This window comes from candidate division WOR-3 bacterium (assembly GCA_039802205.1).
In the GTDB taxonomy this organism is placed as follows: Bacteria; Hydrothermota; Tepidihabitantia; order SM23-42; family JAOAFX01; genus JAOAFX01.
In genome coordinates this window covers 1-16,595 of sequence record JBDRWD010000027.1, presented here as the reverse complement: position 1 = coordinate 16,595, position 16,595 = coordinate 1, and the positions used below count along the sequence as shown (strand labels likewise).

The 16,595-nt window shown below is 43.5% G+C and carries 14 protein-coding genes and 1 tRNA gene; 8 read left to right on the top strand and 7 right to left on the bottom strand.

Annotated features, from left to right (window positions below; all coding sequences use genetic code 11):
- Positions 1 to 235: 235 nt before the first annotated feature.
- The 8 genes from ABIL39_06980 (at position 236) to ABIL39_06945 (ending at position 8,161) form a co-directional block, all read left to right on the top strand.
- Positions 236 to 871: a DUF4159 domain-containing protein gene (locus ABIL39_06980; GenBank protein ID MEO0165862.1), complete on the top strand. Its 636-nt coding sequence runs from the start codon at positions 236 to 238 to the stop codon at positions 869 to 871.
- On the top strand, positions 868 to 3,912 hold the full coding sequence (locus ABIL39_06975; GenBank protein MEO0165861.1) for a hypothetical protein: 3,045 nt from the start codon (positions 868 to 870) through the stop codon (positions 3,910 to 3,912). Before ABIL39_06980 ends, ABIL39_06975 begins: the two co-directional genes overlap by 4 nt.
- Positions 3,909 to 4,619: a tetratricopeptide repeat protein gene (locus ABIL39_06970; protein MEO0165860.1), complete on the top strand. Its 711-nt coding sequence runs from the start codon at positions 3,909 to 3,911 to the stop codon at positions 4,617 to 4,619. The genes ABIL39_06975 and ABIL39_06970 overlap by 4 nt, the downstream gene beginning before the upstream one ends.
- A 360-nt stretch (positions 4,620 to 4,979) precedes the next feature.
- Positions 4,980 to 5,186, top strand: coding sequence for a YfhL family 4Fe-4S dicluster ferredoxin (locus ABIL39_06965; GenBank protein MEO0165859.1), 207 nt, complete (start codon positions 4,980 to 4,982; stop codon positions 5,184 to 5,186).
- Between the two features lie 81 nt (positions 5,187 to 5,267).
- A tRNA-Ile gene (locus ABIL39_06960) sits at positions 5,268 to 5,341 on the top strand.
- Between the two features lie 26 nt (positions 5,342 to 5,367).
- Positions 5,368 to 5,643 (top strand): hypothetical protein, encoded by a 276-nt coding sequence (locus ABIL39_06955; protein MEO0165858.1) that lies wholly within the window; start codon positions 5,368 to 5,370, stop codon positions 5,641 to 5,643.
- Between the two features lie 9 nt (positions 5,644 to 5,652).
- Positions 5,653 to 6,426 (top strand): hypothetical protein, encoded by a 774-nt coding sequence (locus ABIL39_06950; GenBank protein MEO0165857.1) that lies wholly within the window; start codon positions 5,653 to 5,655, stop codon positions 6,424 to 6,426.
- 94 nt (positions 6,427 to 6,520) lie between these two features.
- Positions 6,521 to 8,161, top strand: coding sequence for an NAD+ synthase (locus tag ABIL39_06945; GenBank protein MEO0165856.1), 1,641 nt, complete (start codon positions 6,521 to 6,523; stop codon positions 8,159 to 8,161).
- 274 nt (positions 8,162 to 8,435) lie between these two features.
- On the opposite strand, the gene ABIL39_06940 is transcribed toward ABIL39_06945, so the two are convergent.
- The 7 genes from ABIL39_06940 to ABIL39_06910 all read right to left on the bottom strand — a co-directional run.
- Positions 8,436 to 8,915: a hypothetical protein gene (locus tag ABIL39_06940; protein MEO0165855.1), complete on the bottom strand. Its 480-nt coding sequence runs from the start codon at positions 8,913 to 8,915 to the stop codon at positions 8,436 to 8,438.
- Between the two features lie 52 nt (positions 8,916 to 8,967).
- The gene (panC, locus tag ABIL39_06935) at positions 8,968 to 9,807 is read right to left on the bottom strand and encodes a pantoate--beta-alanine ligase (protein ID MEO0165854.1); all 840 of its coding nucleotides are present in this window, start codon (positions 9,805 to 9,807) and stop codon (positions 8,968 to 8,970) included.
- A gap of 18 nt (positions 9,808 to 9,825) precedes the next feature.
- Positions 9,826 to 11,502 (bottom strand): agmatine deiminase family protein, encoded by a 1,677-nt coding sequence (locus ABIL39_06930; GenBank protein ID MEO0165853.1) that lies wholly within the window; start codon positions 11,500 to 11,502, stop codon positions 9,826 to 9,828.
- 11 nt (positions 11,503 to 11,513) lie between these two features.
- Entirely contained in the window at positions 11,514 to 12,857 is a 1,344-nt protein-coding gene (locus tag ABIL39_06925; protein MEO0165852.1) for a phosphomannomutase/phosphoglucomutase, read from the bottom strand.
- The gene (locus tag ABIL39_06920; GenBank protein MEO0165851.1) at positions 12,854 to 14,263 is read right to left on the bottom strand and encodes an acetyl ornithine aminotransferase family protein; all 1,410 of its coding nucleotides are present in this window, start codon (positions 14,261 to 14,263) and stop codon (positions 12,854 to 12,856) included. The genes ABIL39_06925 and ABIL39_06920 overlap by 4 nt, the downstream gene beginning before the upstream one ends.
- A gap of 27 nt (positions 14,264 to 14,290) precedes the next feature.
- Positions 14,291 to 14,680: a hypothetical protein gene (locus ABIL39_06915; protein MEO0165850.1), complete on the bottom strand. Its 390-nt coding sequence runs from the start codon at positions 14,678 to 14,680 to the stop codon at positions 14,291 to 14,293.
- Between the two features lie 112 nt (positions 14,681 to 14,792).
- A partial coding sequence (locus ABIL39_06910) for a S8 family serine peptidase (protein ID MEO0165849.1) occupies positions 14,793 to 16,595 on the bottom strand: 1,803 nt, incomplete at its 5' end.

Below are 16,595 nucleotides of genomic sequence, written 5' to 3'. Positions count from 1 at the left end.
TGAAAAAATAGATTTATAATATCACCAACTATCCCTTATCGTTACCTGCTGAGTTGGGAGTTAACTTAGATCGCTTAGAGTAGAATGCAGCGACCTCAAGGGTCAGAATGGAAGGCTGAACTCGGCGAGCGGGGCATTGAACCTAAAAAGCCTACCAACAAAAAACATTCCAGAAAGATGTAGGATTGCTGCACCTTTTTCTTGACAACATTCAGATTCAGTTTATAATAAAAATATGGCACCCTTATTTTTCGTATTGCTGCTGATAACCCAGTATGATTTCACCATTGCCCGCTTAAAGTATGGAGGGGGCGGTGATTGGTATTGCGATCCCAGTTCTTTGCCCAATCTCCTCAAAGCACTCAATGAGCGGACGACAATCCGTGCCGCACCTAAGGAAGTGACAATGGAATTGACCAATCCGGATTTGTTTAAATATCCATATCTCTACATGACCGGCCACGGGAATGTAAAATTCACCGAGGAAGAAATAAAAATTTTAAGAAATTATCTTATCAATGGAGGTTTTTTACATGCCGATGATTGCTATGGCATGGACTCTTCGTTCCGCCGGGAGATGGCGCGACTCTTTCCGGAGTTACCGCTTGTGGAATTACCTTTTGACCATCCCATATACCACGCCTTTTATGATTTCCCCGATGGCCTTCCCAAAATCCATGAGCATGATAATAAGCCTCCCCAGGGTTTGGGGATTATCTATGATGGCCGGTTGGTGGTTTTTTATTCTTACGAGACAGACCTGGGAGACGGCTGGGAGGATCCAGATGTGCATAATGATCCACCCGAAAAGAGAGAACAAGCATTACAGATGGGGATAAATATTGTCGTGTATGCCCTCACACGAAGATGATAGTAGAAAAGAAAATATCTGAATATGCACATAGACAGCATTTTATTAATACCTTAGCCTTGATTTTATTTTCGCTGGGCACAGTTGTCATAGCAACTACCACCGCTTTATTCCTTTTGAAATCGCCACTTTATGGACTCCTGGGGCTGGTGCCTTTATTATTTTATCGCCAAAAGAGTTTCTATTACTGGGCAAGGGAATTGGATAAAAGATTACAAGCCCAAGGGGAATTAGTCAGCAGTATCCAGCTCGCTCAAATTGGTGAGGATAATCGGGAGGGTTATGCACCGGATTTGATTGCAGCATTTATCGCTTCTAATGAAAAGAAATTCCAGTCGTTGAATGTGCACAATTTTTTAGAGAAAGAATATTTACATCGCGCTTTGAGTTTTTTACTTATCACGCTGGTTTTAGCCCTTACCTATCCTGCTTTTTTCCCCGAAAGGTTTTATTTTGCTCTGAACCATAAGATTGGGTATTCAGTAAGTCCCACATCAAAGGATTTTAATCGGGGTGAGAATGTGGATCTGATGATAAACTTCTTTGGTGTTTACATCCCGAAAAAGATCACCTTAGTTTATCAGAGTAGCACAAAGGTGAAGAGAATTCCGCTACCGGTGATTGATAATAAGGGTCATATCCGACTGGAAGTGAATGAACCATTTGCTTACTATTTTGAATTTTTAAATTTTCGGAGCGAGCGGTTTAGTATCGGGGTGCTTGAACCAATCTATTTAAAGGAGTTATCTTTTATCCTTCATTATCCAAAATATACAAATCTCCAGGAAGAGACTAAAACCGAACGGCAGTTGGTCGCACCCCGCGGCACCCAGGTGGAAATAAGGGGTAAGGCATCGCAAACTTTGAAGGAGGCAAAATTTATCTTTCATGATACCATCAATCTTTTCTGTAACCAAGACCAATTCAGGGGTGAGTTTGAGATAAGTAAAAGCGGCACCGCCAGTTTGTATATTGTGGGAAGAGGATCGCATCTTGAACCAATCACCATCTATGCTCTGCCCGACCTGCCACCGCTTGTGGAAATTTTTTATCCCGGCTACAATATAAATGTGCCTCCCGAGATGAAACTCACCCTCGGTATAAAATGTAGTGATGATTACGGTTTGCAGCGGATCAGTTTGAATTATAGATTAAAAGAGGAAAATCAAGTCGAACTGAAATTTAAAAAAGGATGTACCGAAGATACAATTTACTACGATTGGGACCTGAACAGTTTAAGAATGCTACCGGGGGACCAGCTGCTTTATTTTGTGGAAGTTCAGGATAATGCCGGACAGAAGACAAGGAGCAAGCGTTATTATATATACTTTCCCACCGTGGAGCAGATATATGAAGAGGTGCGGGCTAAAGAAGATTTAGTCCAGGGTGATTTAGAAGAGATAAAAGAAATTCATCAAGCGGGGATGCAGGAGATAAGCAGGCTTGAGGATAAATTGAAGAGAGAAAGGACATTATCTTATCTTGATAATGAAAAACTTAAAGAGATAATCAATAAAGAGGAGAATGTCTTAAAAAAGATTGAAGAATGGCAAAAAGAGTTACAAAACACGATTGAGAAATTGAAAAGCGGTGTGCTCCTTGATCCGAAGTCCATTGAACGGCTACAGGAGATCACAAGAATTTTGCAGGAGATTGCGCCAGAGGAACTTAAGCAGGCTTTGGAGAATTTAAAGCAGACGCTAAACAGGAATCCAGAAGAGTTGAAAAAAACGATGGAGCAATTAAGAGAAGCCCAGGAAGAACTGGCACGGGCTTTGGAGCGGACACTTGAGTTATTAAAGCGGTATCAGCAGGAAGAGAAGTTAAAGGAACTAGCAGCGCAGGCAGAGAAACTTGCGACCCGGGCTGAGGAATTGAAAATCAAGGAGGCAGAGCAGGGGAGCAAAGAGTTCAACCAAGCACTTGATAGTCTATACCAGGCGATTGATAGTCTGGCGCAGGAGATTGCCAGACTTGCCCGATCTTTGGATTTAGAACCCGAAATAGCTGATCAATTGAGGGAAGCAGCCAGACAGGCCAAGGGCATGTCCCGGGGACAAAATTATAGGCTGGAGGATTTAAAAAAAGGACTGAGCAAACTCGCTGCGGATTTGCAGCATATGTATGAAGAACTCACCCGAGGACGCATGGCGAATTTAAGAAAAAACTTACTGGAAAGTTTGAATCAAATCATTGAATTATCAAAACTGGAAGAGGAATTGCTCAGGTTAGAAAAGATTGATCCAGGTCAGCAGGCAGATATTATCCGGGCGACAAAAACAGTTGCAGAAAGTCTCTACGCCCAGCAGGTGAAGAGTGTATATGTAGGACCGGAGATTGGCAAGCGCCTGAGTCGGGCATTAAAGGAGATGGAAATGGCTTCTTTAAATCCGGTAAATACGGGAAAAATCCATGCCCAGGAGGCGATGAAACAATTAAATCTGGCAGCCCTTTCTCTACTTCAGAGTCTGAAAAAAGCAGGGGAAGGTAGTGGCTCCTCTACAGGGATGGATGAATTCTTGAAAAATCTCTCGTCCCTCACCCAGCAACAGATGGGTATCGGACAATCATTATTTAGTATCTTCCCCATTCCCGCGAGCGGATTGACTCCGGAACAGATGGCACAAATACAACGACTCGCAGGGAAACAGCGGGAGTTGCGCGAAGCCCTTGAGGCCCTGAAAGGCACTCCGGAGGCCGGGAGGTTTCAGGAATTATTGGACAATCTTACGGAGGAGATGAAAGAGATTGAAGAGGCATTGTACCAATACAAGATTGACCGAAAAATGATTGAACGCCAACAACGGATCATCTCCCGGTTGCTGGATGCCGAGCGTTCAATCCGCCAGGAAGATTGGACAAAAGAGCGCAAAAGCCGGCCGGGCGTGGATGTCAAACGACCTTCGCCTGTGCTCACACCCGAAGAACTGAGTAAGGATGAACTTCGGGAACTCCTCCAGCAGGCATTGAAACAACCTTATCCTGAGGAATATGAATTGTATATCCGGGAATATTTTCGGGCATTGATGGAAGAGAGATGATTCTGTTTCTGTTATGGCAATTCTCTACTCAATCAGATTCTTTAGAGCGACTCTTGGCGAGTGATCTTCAATTTCATTACTTGGTAGAATTGAATCAACTCTTTTTAAAAGAGCGGCTATTTGATAGTGCATGTGTCCTTTTAAAAAAATATGCTGACTGCTTTGGGATAGAAGAACAAGCACAGATCAACCTCCTTATCGGCGATAATCTTTTTTTCCAAACCGAATTGATACGGGCACGGGAGGAGTATCTCAAGACGGTCGCCAAATATCCGAATGCAAGAGCCGCAAACGATGCCCTGGAAAGACTCCATCTCTTTGAATCGGTCCGTAACGATACAACTACATTAAAAAGGTTTGCCCGGGCAATATATCTTTATGAAATTAAAGATTGGGAGTCTGCTCAGGATAGTCTAAAAAACCTCAGCCGCACCGGTATCGGCGATTATGCATGGTATTATTTGGCTCTTATTTATGAAAAGCGGGGTGAGTATAATCAGGCCTTGTCGGCACTTGAGCAATTAATAAGGGATTTTCCCGCATCGCGTATCCATCAGACACGCTTACTCGTTGCTGAAATATATTTAAAGACGGGTAAGAAAAAAGAAGGCGTAAAAATACTGGAAGAATTGGTGGTAAAATATCCAAATTTGCCGGTGGGAATAAGAGCGAAGGAGAGGCTAAAGAATTTGGTTCAAATACAATAGCTCACTCCTCTCCATATTTTTCATATCTTGTGAAGGAACGATAAAACTCATGGGCAAAATTTGTAAGGGTAATCAATGATTTAGCGTTTGGATTTTTGTAGGGCAAGGCTTTAGCCTTGCATAAATAAAAAATGCCAACCTGAAATTCTCGGGTGGTGACCGGTAAAATGGTAGGCGCAGGCTATAGCCTGCGGATAAATCTTTTTAAATCCCAGAATATTTCGCACCCTGAAGGATGCGGCTACCTCTAAATAATCCAGTGGCATAAATAATTTGAAAAAAGTGGAGAAGACTCAGATACAATAGTGCTTGACATTTGATAAAAAATAAATATAATCTTGCAGTTTAAAAGGAGGCAAAATGGCATATAAGATTACCGAAGATTGCACGGCTTGTGGGCTTTGTGCACCAGAGTGTCCGGTTCAGGCAATAAGCGAAGGGGATCCAATCTACAAGATAGATTTTAATAAGTGTGTTGAATGCGTTGGACATTTTGATGAGCCCCAATGTGCTTCGGTTTGTCCGGTTGGGGCCTGCGTTCCGGATCCCGAGCATCCGAGAAAATAAGGAAATTTAAATAAGCCTGGTTAATTTAGTATTGACAACACCAGGCTTTTAGACTATAATTAGCGCGATAGAAAAATTCATGGGCCTATAGCTCAGTTGGTTAGAGCGCACGCCTGATAAGCGTGAGGTGAGTGGTTCGATTCCACTTAGGCCCATTGAGCGAGGAACAAGGAGGTAAAATATGAGAAAACTCGCAATCTTGCTGGTTATCGCATTCGTCTTTGCGATAGTCGGCTGTCAACAACCACAACAGGCAAATGTGGTAACGACCGAACAGCTGGATGCGGTAAAGGCTGAGATCAGTGCTTTGAAGACCCAGGTGCAGAGTCTTCAAACCGCATTGGATTCATTAACCGCTAACTATAATGCCCATCTTGATAAATATCATAAAGGCATGCCCAAACCACCAAGCGGTGGTGGGACAGGTGGTGGATTAAGACCACCCACTCAAAAGTAGGAGGAAAAAATGAAAAGGCTATTTATTCTTTCTTTAGCAATTGCCTTATTGGTTTTTATTGGGTGCGAAAAAGAGGTAACATTAGAAACACCAGATGTGAGCTACACGGTAAAGACAGATGACAAGGGAGGAACCCTCAAACTTGAATGGGATGAGATCACCGATGCCGATGGCTATATTATCTATGCGGATGGTGAAGTGGTTGACACAGTGACAACCACTTCTTACGATGCGACGGTCCCTGCTGCACAATATGAAGTATCAGCCTACGCCGGCGACCAGGAAAGTGGTAAGGATAAGATCGATTGTGGCGCTGTGGAAACTGCTTCATTAATAGTATATGGTAGTTCTGATCCAGACACTACCCATCCAAGTGGGTTCGGCTTCAATGCCCAGGGACAGGCAGTGGCTTACTCCATCTCCAATCCCAGCAACCATCCATTGATCGATTACTGGATTTACAGCAGTGGCAGCACAATTAAATTTGTATCGCCCAGCGATCGCCAGCCGCCGATAAATAACGAAGTGAATACCACAAAGAATAGCGGGCAGACCAATTATGATAATGTAAAGATTGCTGATGCACCTGGTGGATATTCAACTCAAACCGATGTGGTGAGTGGGGCAGTTTATTACTTCTGGATCGATCCCACGAACGATAATTGGGATGCTTCAACTGACCATTTTGGCAAGATCCAAGTGGTGGGAATTAACGGTGTGCAGGTCACGCTCAAGATTGCTTATCAGCCGATCGCTGGTCTGCGCTGGTGTGTGGTAAAATAAATAAAGTTGAGTTTAAAAAAGGGCGGGCTTTTGCCCGCCCATTTTATTTTTATCCTTTCCTTGACTTCAAAGACATATTTGTTATAATTCCTGTATGAAAATCACCTTAGCCCAATTAAATCCCCTGGTCGGTGACATAGAGGGCAACTTAGCCAAAATCATACAGACGGTGCAGAAGGTTCAAGGAGAAAATAGTGATCTGGTAGTTTTCCCTGAACTATTTTTATCTGGTTATCCACCCCAGGACTTGCTGGAACGAAGATGGTTCATTAAAAAGATTGAAAGGGCAATAGAGGAGGTTATTAAATTATCTTCATTTTATCCTGATATTGGTATCATTTTCGGTGCGCCCATGTATTCTTATAAAAGTACCGGAAGGGGATTGTATAATTCAGCGATATTAATATATCGGGGCCTTATTAATCATATTCAGCATAAATCTTTATTACCAACCTACGATGTGTTTGATGAGGCAAGATATTTTGACCCTGCAGATGAGATAAGGCCAATTAGATTTAAAGATGAAGTAATCGGGATTTCAGTCTGTGAGGATGCCTGGAATGTGCCTGAATTATGGCAAAGACAGTTCTACAAACACGACCCTATTCAAATCCTGGTAGAGAAGGGAGCAACAGTTTTAATAAACATTTCCGCCTCTCCATTTACCGTGGGCAAGGAGGAAATTCGCTTTAAAATACTCCAGCGCCATACCCAAAAATACCGAGTTCCCTTCATCTTTGTAAATCAAATCGGTGCCAATGATGAATTGATATTTGATGGGCGGAGTATGATTATTGATAGGGATGGTCTGCCGGTAGAAGTTCTCCCTGCTTTCACCGAATGTATTAAGACGGTTGATACAAATGCTCGGGGGGATTTTAATAATTATAGACCTATTGATGCAATTGCGAGCATATATCAAGCCCTGGTGCTCGGTGTGCGGGATTATGTAACAAAATGTGGATTTAAAAAAGCCATTATCGGCCTTTCCGGAGGAATTGATTCTTCCCTTGTCGCCTGTATTGCGGTTGATGCCCTCGGAAAGGAGAATGTTTTGGGCGTTGCAATGCCCGGTCCGTTCTCTTCCGCCGCAAGTGTTGAAGATTCAAGAAAACTTGCTGAAAATCTGGGAATAGAATTAAAAACCATTCCCATAACCGAAATTTATAATGCATATCTCAAAACTTTAAAAGATGTTTTCAAAGATCGAGAGTTTGATACTACGGAAGAGAATATTCAGGCAAGGATAAGGGGCAATATTTTAATGGCGCTTTCCAATAAATTTGGCTATCTCGTTTTAACCACCGGTAATAAAAGCGAACTTGCTGTTGGTTATTGCACCCTCTATGGGGATATGAGCGGTGGCCTGGCAGTGATTGGTGATGTGCCCAAGACTATGGTTTATGAAATCAGCCAGTTTATCAATCGAGAAAAAGAAAAGATTCCGCAATCCATTATTAAAAAACCACCCTCAGCAGAATTGAGGCCGAATCAGCTCGACCAGGATACATTACCACCCTATGAAATCCTTGATCCAATTCTGCAATTTTATATTGAAGATGGGCTTTCTAAAGAAGAGATTCTCGCCAAAGGCTATAAAGAAGGGACTGTGGACTGGGTGATAAAGGCGGTCAATAAAAATGAATACAAAAGGCGTCAGGCACCACCAGTCCTGAAGGTTACTTCCAAAGCATTCGGATTAGGTAGAAGGATGCCGATTGCTGCAAAGTTTTAATGAGCAATTTAGTTCTTTCCCAGACTGTTTCAACAAATTCCTTAATTTAAATTCAACGCAAGGCAATTCCCTTAGAAGTTGTGTCATAACCCGGAAAATTGTAGGCGCAGGCTTTAGCCTGCGAATAAATTATGTCAAAATCTGAAAATAATTTTGCACCCTGAAGGAGCGGCTACCCATAAAATTTGAATTGTGATACAGCCTCTTATCTTTCTTAAGGAGACAAAAAAGGCGGGCAAAAGCCCGCCTTTGCAAAATTTGTTTGGAGACTCCGTTATAAGCCGAAATTCAACGGGAATCTGAGCCCACCCATTATATTAATAGGCATATAGCTATCGCCTTGATCGGGCTTGAAAAAGTTGATATTTCCTTCAAGATAGCCACTCACATTACCGAATCCCATTTCTGCTCCAAGCCCGCCCTTAATTGTCATATATTCATCTTTGACAAACCAAAATCCCGTAACCACATAAGGCTGCACAGACGCTGCCATTGGTATATTAATCAATAAATCTGTTCCAGTGAAAGTTCCAAACGTCATTGGAGTTCCTTCGCTAAAATCAAGCTCCATTAGAAATCCACGTGCCTTTAGAATGGGTAATAGGCCCATGATTATATCGACCTTTGCTCCCAGGTAGGCACCTCCTTCGTATTCATTGGTGATATCCTGAAAGGCACCGCTGAGACTCAGTGTCAATCCATATAATCCGCTCAGCATTGTTGCAGCGATTGCTATGGCGAGTAATTTTTTCATTATTCCTCCTTTAATTTAAATTATAGTTATCATTTTTTATTTGTCATGATTTTTAAATTGCGATGTTGTCTATCAGCCTCGTCTTGCCGAAAAATACCGCGAGCAATATCCGGTCGCCTTTTTTTATATACCTTACAGGCGTAAGGTCATTCTTATCAACAATCGCAATATAATCAATCTGGCCGCCTTTGTTTTCGATCATCTGGCGCATCTGGTTTATTAGATACTCCGGGCTCTTGATATTCTCTTTATAAAAGGAATTTCTTGCCCAACTCAAAGCCTGATAAAGAATTGTAGCATTGGAGCGCTCTTCGGCATTTAAATAGGTATTTCGGGAACTCATGGCAAGACCATCAGGCTCACGGATTATCGGTCCGGTGATGACCTTAACATCCAGGTCTAAATCCTTTACCATCTGTTTGATGATCATTGCCTGTTGATAGTCCTTTTCTCCGAAAACAGCGACATCGGGTTGGACGATATTAAACAACTTTAGCACTACTGTTGCCACACCACGAAAATGCCCAGGTCGGGATTTGCCACAGAGGATGGAACTCCAACCTTCCACTTCTACATAAGTCTTATATCCATTGGGATACATCTCTGCTATTGAAGGATAAAAAAGCAGATCAACCTGCTCTTTTTTTAAAAGCGCCTCATCTCTTTTTAAATCCCTTGGATAACGATTGAAATCTTCGTTCGGCCCGAACTGGATAGGATTGACGAAGATAGAACAAACAACATAGTCACTGTTTTTGTGGGCAATCCTTATCAGGGAGAGATGTCCTTCATGGAGATAACCCATCGTGGGCACAAAACCGATAGTCTTTTTTTTGCTTTTGATTTGCTTTACTAATTTTTTAAGTTCTACAATCTTTTTTACGATCTTCATTGGTTCCTTTTTAGTCCTTTATTCCACCAGCAGGAATTTACCCGTGATTACATCTTTGTCAATCTTTGCCTGATAGAAATAAGCACCCGCGGAAAGAATTTTCTTCCCGTTCGTCAGGTCAAATGTTAACGTATGCTTTCCGCTCGCAAATCGATTTTCCAAAGATTTCACCCTCTGGCCGACTGCATTGTATATATCTATCTTAACATCTGCCGGATAGGGTAGATTTACGGTGAAGTTGATAAACCCTTTTGTCGGATTGGGATAAATCACAAACCCATTTACCTTATGGAGAATCTGTTCAAGAACTGCCACCGGAAGAATTCGGAAAGAGTATAATTGGGGTGGGACATAGGAGGGCGAAGTCCTTCGTATATTCTGCAGATTTTTGGCGAGGAGATAGTAATAGATTGTATCACCGGGTGCCTGGGGCGGAATATATCCGGCATAGACACCAGGTGTATCAGAGACGGCACTCAAAGGAACAGCAGCAAAATTGGGCTGGCTATTTTTTTTGTAAAAGACCAGGGTAGATTCGGGCCGGAGAGCGCTGGAGGTGATGATTCGGGCACGCACCCGATAAGGTGTAGAGGCATTGTAGGTATCAGTAAGACGGTTGTGGGCAATATGGACAAATTCCGATTTTGGCACCTGCATTGTGATACAGTGTATTGCACCGCCCGAACCACTCATCGATGAACAGTTTATTCCAACCACCTGGTATCCGGGCAGATATTGTTGGTATGTATTAAGCGCCTCTTGGTCAGTTGACAACCCCCAGGTCGGCACAAGAATTCTATTGTTTACAAAAAGGGAGTTCAAATAAGTTGGTGGTGCATCGGAATTTGACCAGGGCATCACAATTCTGACCACCCGATAAGGAAAGCCCTCGCGGTTTTTGCAACGACTGATGGAGTCGGCACGGTTATCAAGAACCGTATCATTGGGATGCCCCGCAGCATAGTCACCAACCATGACCAACGTATCATTCAGGATCTTTGTCCAAAGATCAATATGACCGGTATATTCAGTGAGAATCCTCTTCACCGGTATCGTCTGTTCCAGACCATTATATGCAAGCATCGAATCATTGATTTGAGTCTGTGTCCAACCTGGATTCTCTTCATAAATTAAACTGCTGAAAAATCCAGTGCCATGTCCATCGACCATGAAATTGCCACCCGGATGTTTTAAAGGTGAACCATAATAAGGAATGCCCCATACACGACTGATACATCGAGGAATGGTGTCATCAGCCGGCCTGGGACGGTTGTATACAAAGTCCACAATTCCTTCGGTATTATCCTGTTTTCGGATGAACCATGGACCATAATCCCGGATCCAGACTGAGTTGTAAGGGAAATTATAGAAGCGGACGCTATCCAGCGGAACACCGCCGCTTGTTAGATAATTCTTTACGCTATTGCTGTCTGAGGTGATGATATACGCCTTACAGGTAGGGACGACATTACGGACAATCTCGCGGAGCACTGAAGCATAACTCGTCCAGGTGACGAAGACCGCGCGTACTGGTTCATATTCGGCAGGGGTTACAACAAAACCACCCGGAGGCGCGGTGACCCTATGGTATTTACCAATTTCATCAATTCGCAGACTTTCTTCAGGGGTCATCCACTGGGGCAGAAAATCCGGGGTTTCCATAGTTGTCCAGAGAACAAAAAAGATAAAACTCATATGCCCCCCTTTTATAACAGTCTTTTCAATTTATCCAAAAAAAGATTTTTTATTTCTTCCAAACGTGCCTCCGTTTTGGCTTCAAAACGGAGGACGAGCACCGGCTGGGTATTGGATGCCCGGACCAATCCCCAACCATCGCCAAAATCAACACGCACTCCGTCAATGTCAATTATTGGGTATTGTCCTTTAAACTCGTCTTTTAATCTTTCCACGATAGAAAATTTTTGGGCATCGGTGGTGTCAACCCGGATTTCCGGGGTGGAGAAATACTTAGGAACCTTGCTTGCCAGGGTGGAGAGTTTTTCACCGGCACTGAGTATCTCCAGAAGACGTAGTGAGGCATAGATTGCATCGTCATAACCAAAATAGCGGTCGGCAAAGAAGATATGTCCGGACATTTCTCCTGCCAAGGGTGCATTCTCCTGCTTCATCTTCGCCTTTATTAACGAATGACCGGTGCGGTACATGAGTGGCTTGCCCCCGAGTTCTTCGATTCTTTCAATCAATCCTTTGGAACATTTCACCTCGAAAATGATCTTTGCACCGGGCTGTGCTTGCAGGATTTTTTCAGCAAAGATCGCCAGAAGGACATCGCCCCAGATGATTCTTCCATTCTCGTCCACAACCCCGATTCTATCACCATCACCATCAAGCCCGATACCAAGGTCAAAATTTTGGGTTCTGACTTTTTCGATCAAGTCTTTGATATACTTTTCCACCGTCGGGTCAGGGAGATGATGGGGAAAATTACCGTCCGGCTCTTGATATAAAATTTCAAAATTTGCATTAACCCTGTTTAAGATTTCTTTCATGATTGGTCCGCAGGTGCCATTGCCGGTATCCACTGCAACTTTCAGATTTGACTTTACTTTGACCCGGGAGAGGATAAAGTCAATATAATCGGGGATGACCTCCTTCTTTTCATAGTTACCATCACCTTTTGCAAAATTCTTTTCTTCAACGAGCCGTCGGATCTTTTGGATTTCCTCACCATAGATCGCACTTTTGTTGAGACAGATTTTAAAGCCATTGAATTCCTTGGGGTTGTGGCTGGCAGTTACCATTATCCCATTAGGGATACCGGTGAAAAAAAGCGAGAAATAAAGAACCGGAGTGGGAACAATGCCAATATCAAAGACCGTGCATCCGGTTTGGCGCAGTGATTTTATTAAAATTTTCATGATCCGGGGCGTGGAAAGACGAACATCCCCACCAATCACCACACTATTTTGGTTGTGTAAATGGAAATAGGTACCAATCGCCTGCCCGAGTAATTCGACATTTTCGTCGTTTAAATCGGTCTCGGCAATACCCCTTATGTCATATTCCCGAAAGATAGCAGGGTTGATCATAACTGAGATTCTACAAAGGTAATCGCTTCTTCAATGATTCTTAGGGCAGTCTCAGCTTCATTCTTGGTGATGATGAGGGGAGGAGAGATTCTTATCGAATTGAATCCTGCACCATAGAGGATCAAACCCCTCTTAAAACATTCGCCGGTGATAACTTCTTTTATATTTTTGCCATCTTTTGTCACTGCTTTGGGAAAAGGCTCTTTGGTTTCTTTATGTTGGACGATTTCCAGTCCAATCATCAAACCCAGTCCCCGGACTTCACCGATGATCTTATGCCGGTTCATTATCTCAATCAACCCATTTTTGAGATATTCTCCGACCACCCGGGCATTTTCAATCAGCCCATTTTCAATCAATTTTAGGGAGACAATACCCGCCGCAGCAATCACTGGGTTACCACCAAAGGTAGAACCATGGGAACCAGGCACCCAGGCACGAGAATCAACTCTGCAATCCATCAATTCCGCTTTACCAACAGTGGCACTCATCGGTAGCCCTGAGGCGATGGCTTTGGCGATTAAAATTATATCTGGTGCGACATTCACATGGTCACAGGCGAACCACTTACCGGTTCTGCCCAGTCCACTTTGAATTTCGTCAAATACCAGAATGATGCCATATTTATCGGCAAGTTTCCTTAAGGCGGGGAGAAACTCTGGTGGCGGAACGATATAACCACCCTCGCCTTGGATCGGTTCTACCATGATCAAAGCAACATCCTCAGGATCGATAAGGCGTTCAAAGATTACATCCGTGAGATAAGATAGACAGTAAAGCAAAGGAACCCCTTCAAATTCTTTTTTTATGCACTCCGGATAGGTGTGATTAAAAATACAGTGATAACAATGGGGATATGGAATATGATAAACTTCAGGGATTAGGGCGGAGAAATGTGCTCGCTGGACCTTTTTGCTTCCTGATACCGTCATCCCCGCAAATGTCCGACCATGGAAACCCCCGATAAAGGAGATCATGCGGGGCCGGCGTGTATAATAACGGGCAATCTTCAGGGAGGCTTCTATCGCCTCAGCACCAGAAGAACCGAAATAGACACGTTTATCAAAATTTCCTGGAGTAATTTTAATGAGTTTTTCCGCAAGAGTAATCTGGGGTTCATAGTAAAAATCGCTGCCAGAGATATGAATCAGTTTCCGCATCTGTTGATTGACTGCTTTTATCACTTCTGGGTGGCAATGTCCAGTGGCAACGACGGCGAATCCAGCACCAAAATCCAGATATTTTTTACCATCAACATCAGTTATCCAGGCCCCTTTTGCCCGGTCCACGACCAAGGGTATCTCGCGGGTCCGGGTGTGGGCGCCAAATAAAACCTTTTTATCCCGTTCAATTAATTTTTTAGCTGTTTTCCCAATTTTAGGGGATTGGTATTTTAAGTATTCCATAGCGCTCCTGAATCAAATATACCAATATTATTCATCTTTTTTTGATTGTTTTTGCTTTTCAATTGCAGCAATGGCTTCTTCTCGGGTGTTGTAGATATTGGGAGGAAATTTTGCCTTCAGGGATGTCGTCCGCACAGTCATCCGCGCCCAATCTTTGGTTCCATAGCGGGCAAAACCCAAAAGATATTTGGCTACAGTATTCTTTGCCACCTCACCGTAATAATCAGCAATCTCTGCATGGACTAAAAGATTGTCAATATTGGAGATCATATAGACTTTCTTCCCCAGTTTTTGAAAGTAATTTTGATATTCTGCAAAAAATTCATCGACATCCTGTTTCGTTTTGATCTCCCAATGATCTTCGGTAAAGACAATGTTCAATTTTTCATCATATTCAAATAGTACCTTTTTTTCCATCAGCACTCCTTAGATTCTGATTCATCAAGATTATACTGAATAAATGTCTTTTGTCAATCACAGGAGTAATAAAAAAGCCCCGGCATAGCCGGGGCTTTGGAGGAAGGATTTACTAATGGGTCAGGACGAACTTCTGGGTGAGGACACCGTCATCCTTCTCCAGGGTCACAAAGTAGATGCCATCGGCAAGAGAAGCCGCGCGGCGTGGGTTCCAATGGATGATGCTCTCACCTTTGTTGAAGGGTACGCGTGCGACGAGGCGGCCGCTGATATCGTAGATGTTGAGATAATTATTTTTCACATTGTTGGGGTTTATGTGGAATGCGAGTTCATTCTGTGCTGGATTGGGCACGACCTTGAGCAATTTCCATTTTGCAACATTCTCTTTTTCGGTTTCTTCAACCGGCGTGAGCGGGGTATAGAAGCCTTTAACCTTCACGATCTGGTTGACATAAGAACCACTGATTTGGACGATCGTTATCCAGTAATTACCATCCCTTGGGTCAAATTCAATTCCACGAATATTCCAGCCCGGATTTAACAGGAATCTCTTTCCGGTGAGCGTGGGAGGCGTTCCTGACATTTCAACAACGCCGACACTATCGAGACCCTGATTTGCATTGAACCAGGTCTGGACATTCACGAAGGAATTGCCTAAAGAGTCGTAAGCCAGACAACGGGTGTTATAATACCCCTGGATTGGGCTGTTGTAAGAAGTCGCAGTGCCGAGCGTATCACCGATATATATCAATTGAGTTGCGCCCAGCGAAGTTCTTCTATCAGCAAACCACATGGTATTGGGTGGCCGGAATGCAATACCTACAGGATAATCATTGGCAGGATTGTTGAACTGCCGCAAGACTGCTCCCGTAGTTTTATTCAATTTCCACACCCGTTTCTGTGGATAATTGGCAAAGTAGAGCCTATCGTCATACCTGGAATAGGCTAAGTCAACACCGGAGTCCTCGGGCGCGGTGATGGCACCATAGTAGGTTACAAAACTATCTGAAGAATAATAACGGATTTGTGTGGAGAGAAAGTCGACAACATAAATTCTATCCCCAATTCGGTCATAAGCCACACCATAAATGAACTGGCTCGTTGGAAAGTTGGGAAGCGATTTCGGACCCCAGATGATTTCTCCTGGTGCAATTCCAACCTGATATGAGAAAGTTCTTACCCAGGTAGTCTCTGCAGCGATAAGAACCAACTGGAAGTTTGCTACATGCCCAGGTGGTGTTGAGGCATGGACACTGATATCATAAGGATCCGAGGCATTATTGGCACTATCTCCGGGATTGATGGTGCCGTAGGTATAGGTGGAATCAGTGATGGTGATATAAGGCGAGGTAGTGCGTAACCTACCTTGGACATTGGTCGCAACTACACCACCGGTATTCTTCACATAGGTGACTATCCCGGCGTTCTCGCCTGGATCAAGTTTCCCATTGCCATTGTTGTCGTTAACAATGTTGGTCCGGCTCAACACTACATTCGGTCGGTTGCTGGTTGGAACTGCCTGTAATGAACGCCACAAGTTTATCCTACCCCAACCATAATTGTTATTCGGATACGGACCACCACCCGAAGGCTGATCACAATAATTCCGGAATAAATCATACAGGTCCTGAACCGTCAAATTCGGATTCTTCTGCAATAAGACCGCAGTTCCACCCGTCACATGGGGTGATGCCATAGAAGTACCATTCAGTGAGGTATAACCACCATTATTATAAGACGACCGCACATTCACACCCGGAGCCGAAACATCAGGCTTCAAAAGATTCCAAGTTGAATAATACCAATACTGAGGATCGTTGATCGGCGAAATATTAGGCGCCGGACCACGGGATGAAAAACTGGCAATATTATCCCCGTTATCCGTCGCACCAACCCCAATCGTCAAAGGATAACT

What these genes read in the sequence shown, in the direction of transcription:
- panC (MEO0165854.1), bottom strand. Translation starts at nt 9,807, where the DNA reads ATGAAGATCGTAAAAAAGATTGTAGAACTTAAAAAATTAGTAAAGCAA.
- ABIL39_06970 (MEO0165860.1), top strand. Translation starts at nt 3,909, where the DNA reads ATGATTCTGTTTCTGTTATGGCAATTCTCTACTCAATCAGATTCTTTA.
- ABIL39_06975 (MEO0165861.1), top strand. Translation starts at nt 868, where the DNA reads ATGATAGTAGAAAAGAAAATATCTGAATATGCACATAGACAGCATTTT.
- ABIL39_06945 (MEO0165856.1), top strand. Translation starts at nt 6,521, where the DNA reads ATGAAAATCACCTTAGCCCAATTAAATCCCCTGGTCGGTGACATAGAG.
- ABIL39_06930 (MEO0165853.1), bottom strand. Translation starts at nt 11,502, where the DNA reads ATGAGTTTTATCTTTTTTGTTCTCTGGACAACTATGGAAACCCCGGAT.
- ABIL39_06915 (MEO0165850.1), bottom strand. Translation starts at nt 14,680, where the DNA reads ATGGAAAAAAAGGTACTATTTGAATATGATGAAAAATTGAACATTGTC.
- ABIL39_06965 (MEO0165859.1), top strand. Translation starts at nt 4,980, where the DNA reads ATGGCATATAAGATTACCGAAGATTGCACGGCTTGTGGGCTTTGTGCA.
- ABIL39_06940 (MEO0165855.1), bottom strand. Translation starts at nt 8,915, where the DNA reads ATGAAAAAATTACTCGCCATAGCAATCGCTGCAACAATGCTGAGCGGA.
- ABIL39_06950 (MEO0165857.1), top strand. Translation starts at nt 5,653, where the DNA reads ATGAAAAGGCTATTTATTCTTTCTTTAGCAATTGCCTTATTGGTTTTT.
- ABIL39_06955 (MEO0165858.1), top strand. Translation starts at nt 5,368, where the DNA reads ATGAGAAAACTCGCAATCTTGCTGGTTATCGCATTCGTCTTTGCGATA.
- ABIL39_06925 (MEO0165852.1), bottom strand. Translation starts at nt 12,857, where the DNA reads ATGATCAACCCTGCTATCTTTCGGGAATATGACATAAGGGGTATTGCC.
- ABIL39_06980 (MEO0165862.1), top strand. Translation starts at nt 236, where the DNA reads ATGGCACCCTTATTTTTCGTATTGCTGCTGATAACCCAGTATGATTTC.
- ABIL39_06920 (MEO0165851.1), bottom strand. Translation starts at nt 14,263, where the DNA reads ATGGAATACTTAAAATACCAATCCCCTAAAATTGGGAAAACAGCTAAA.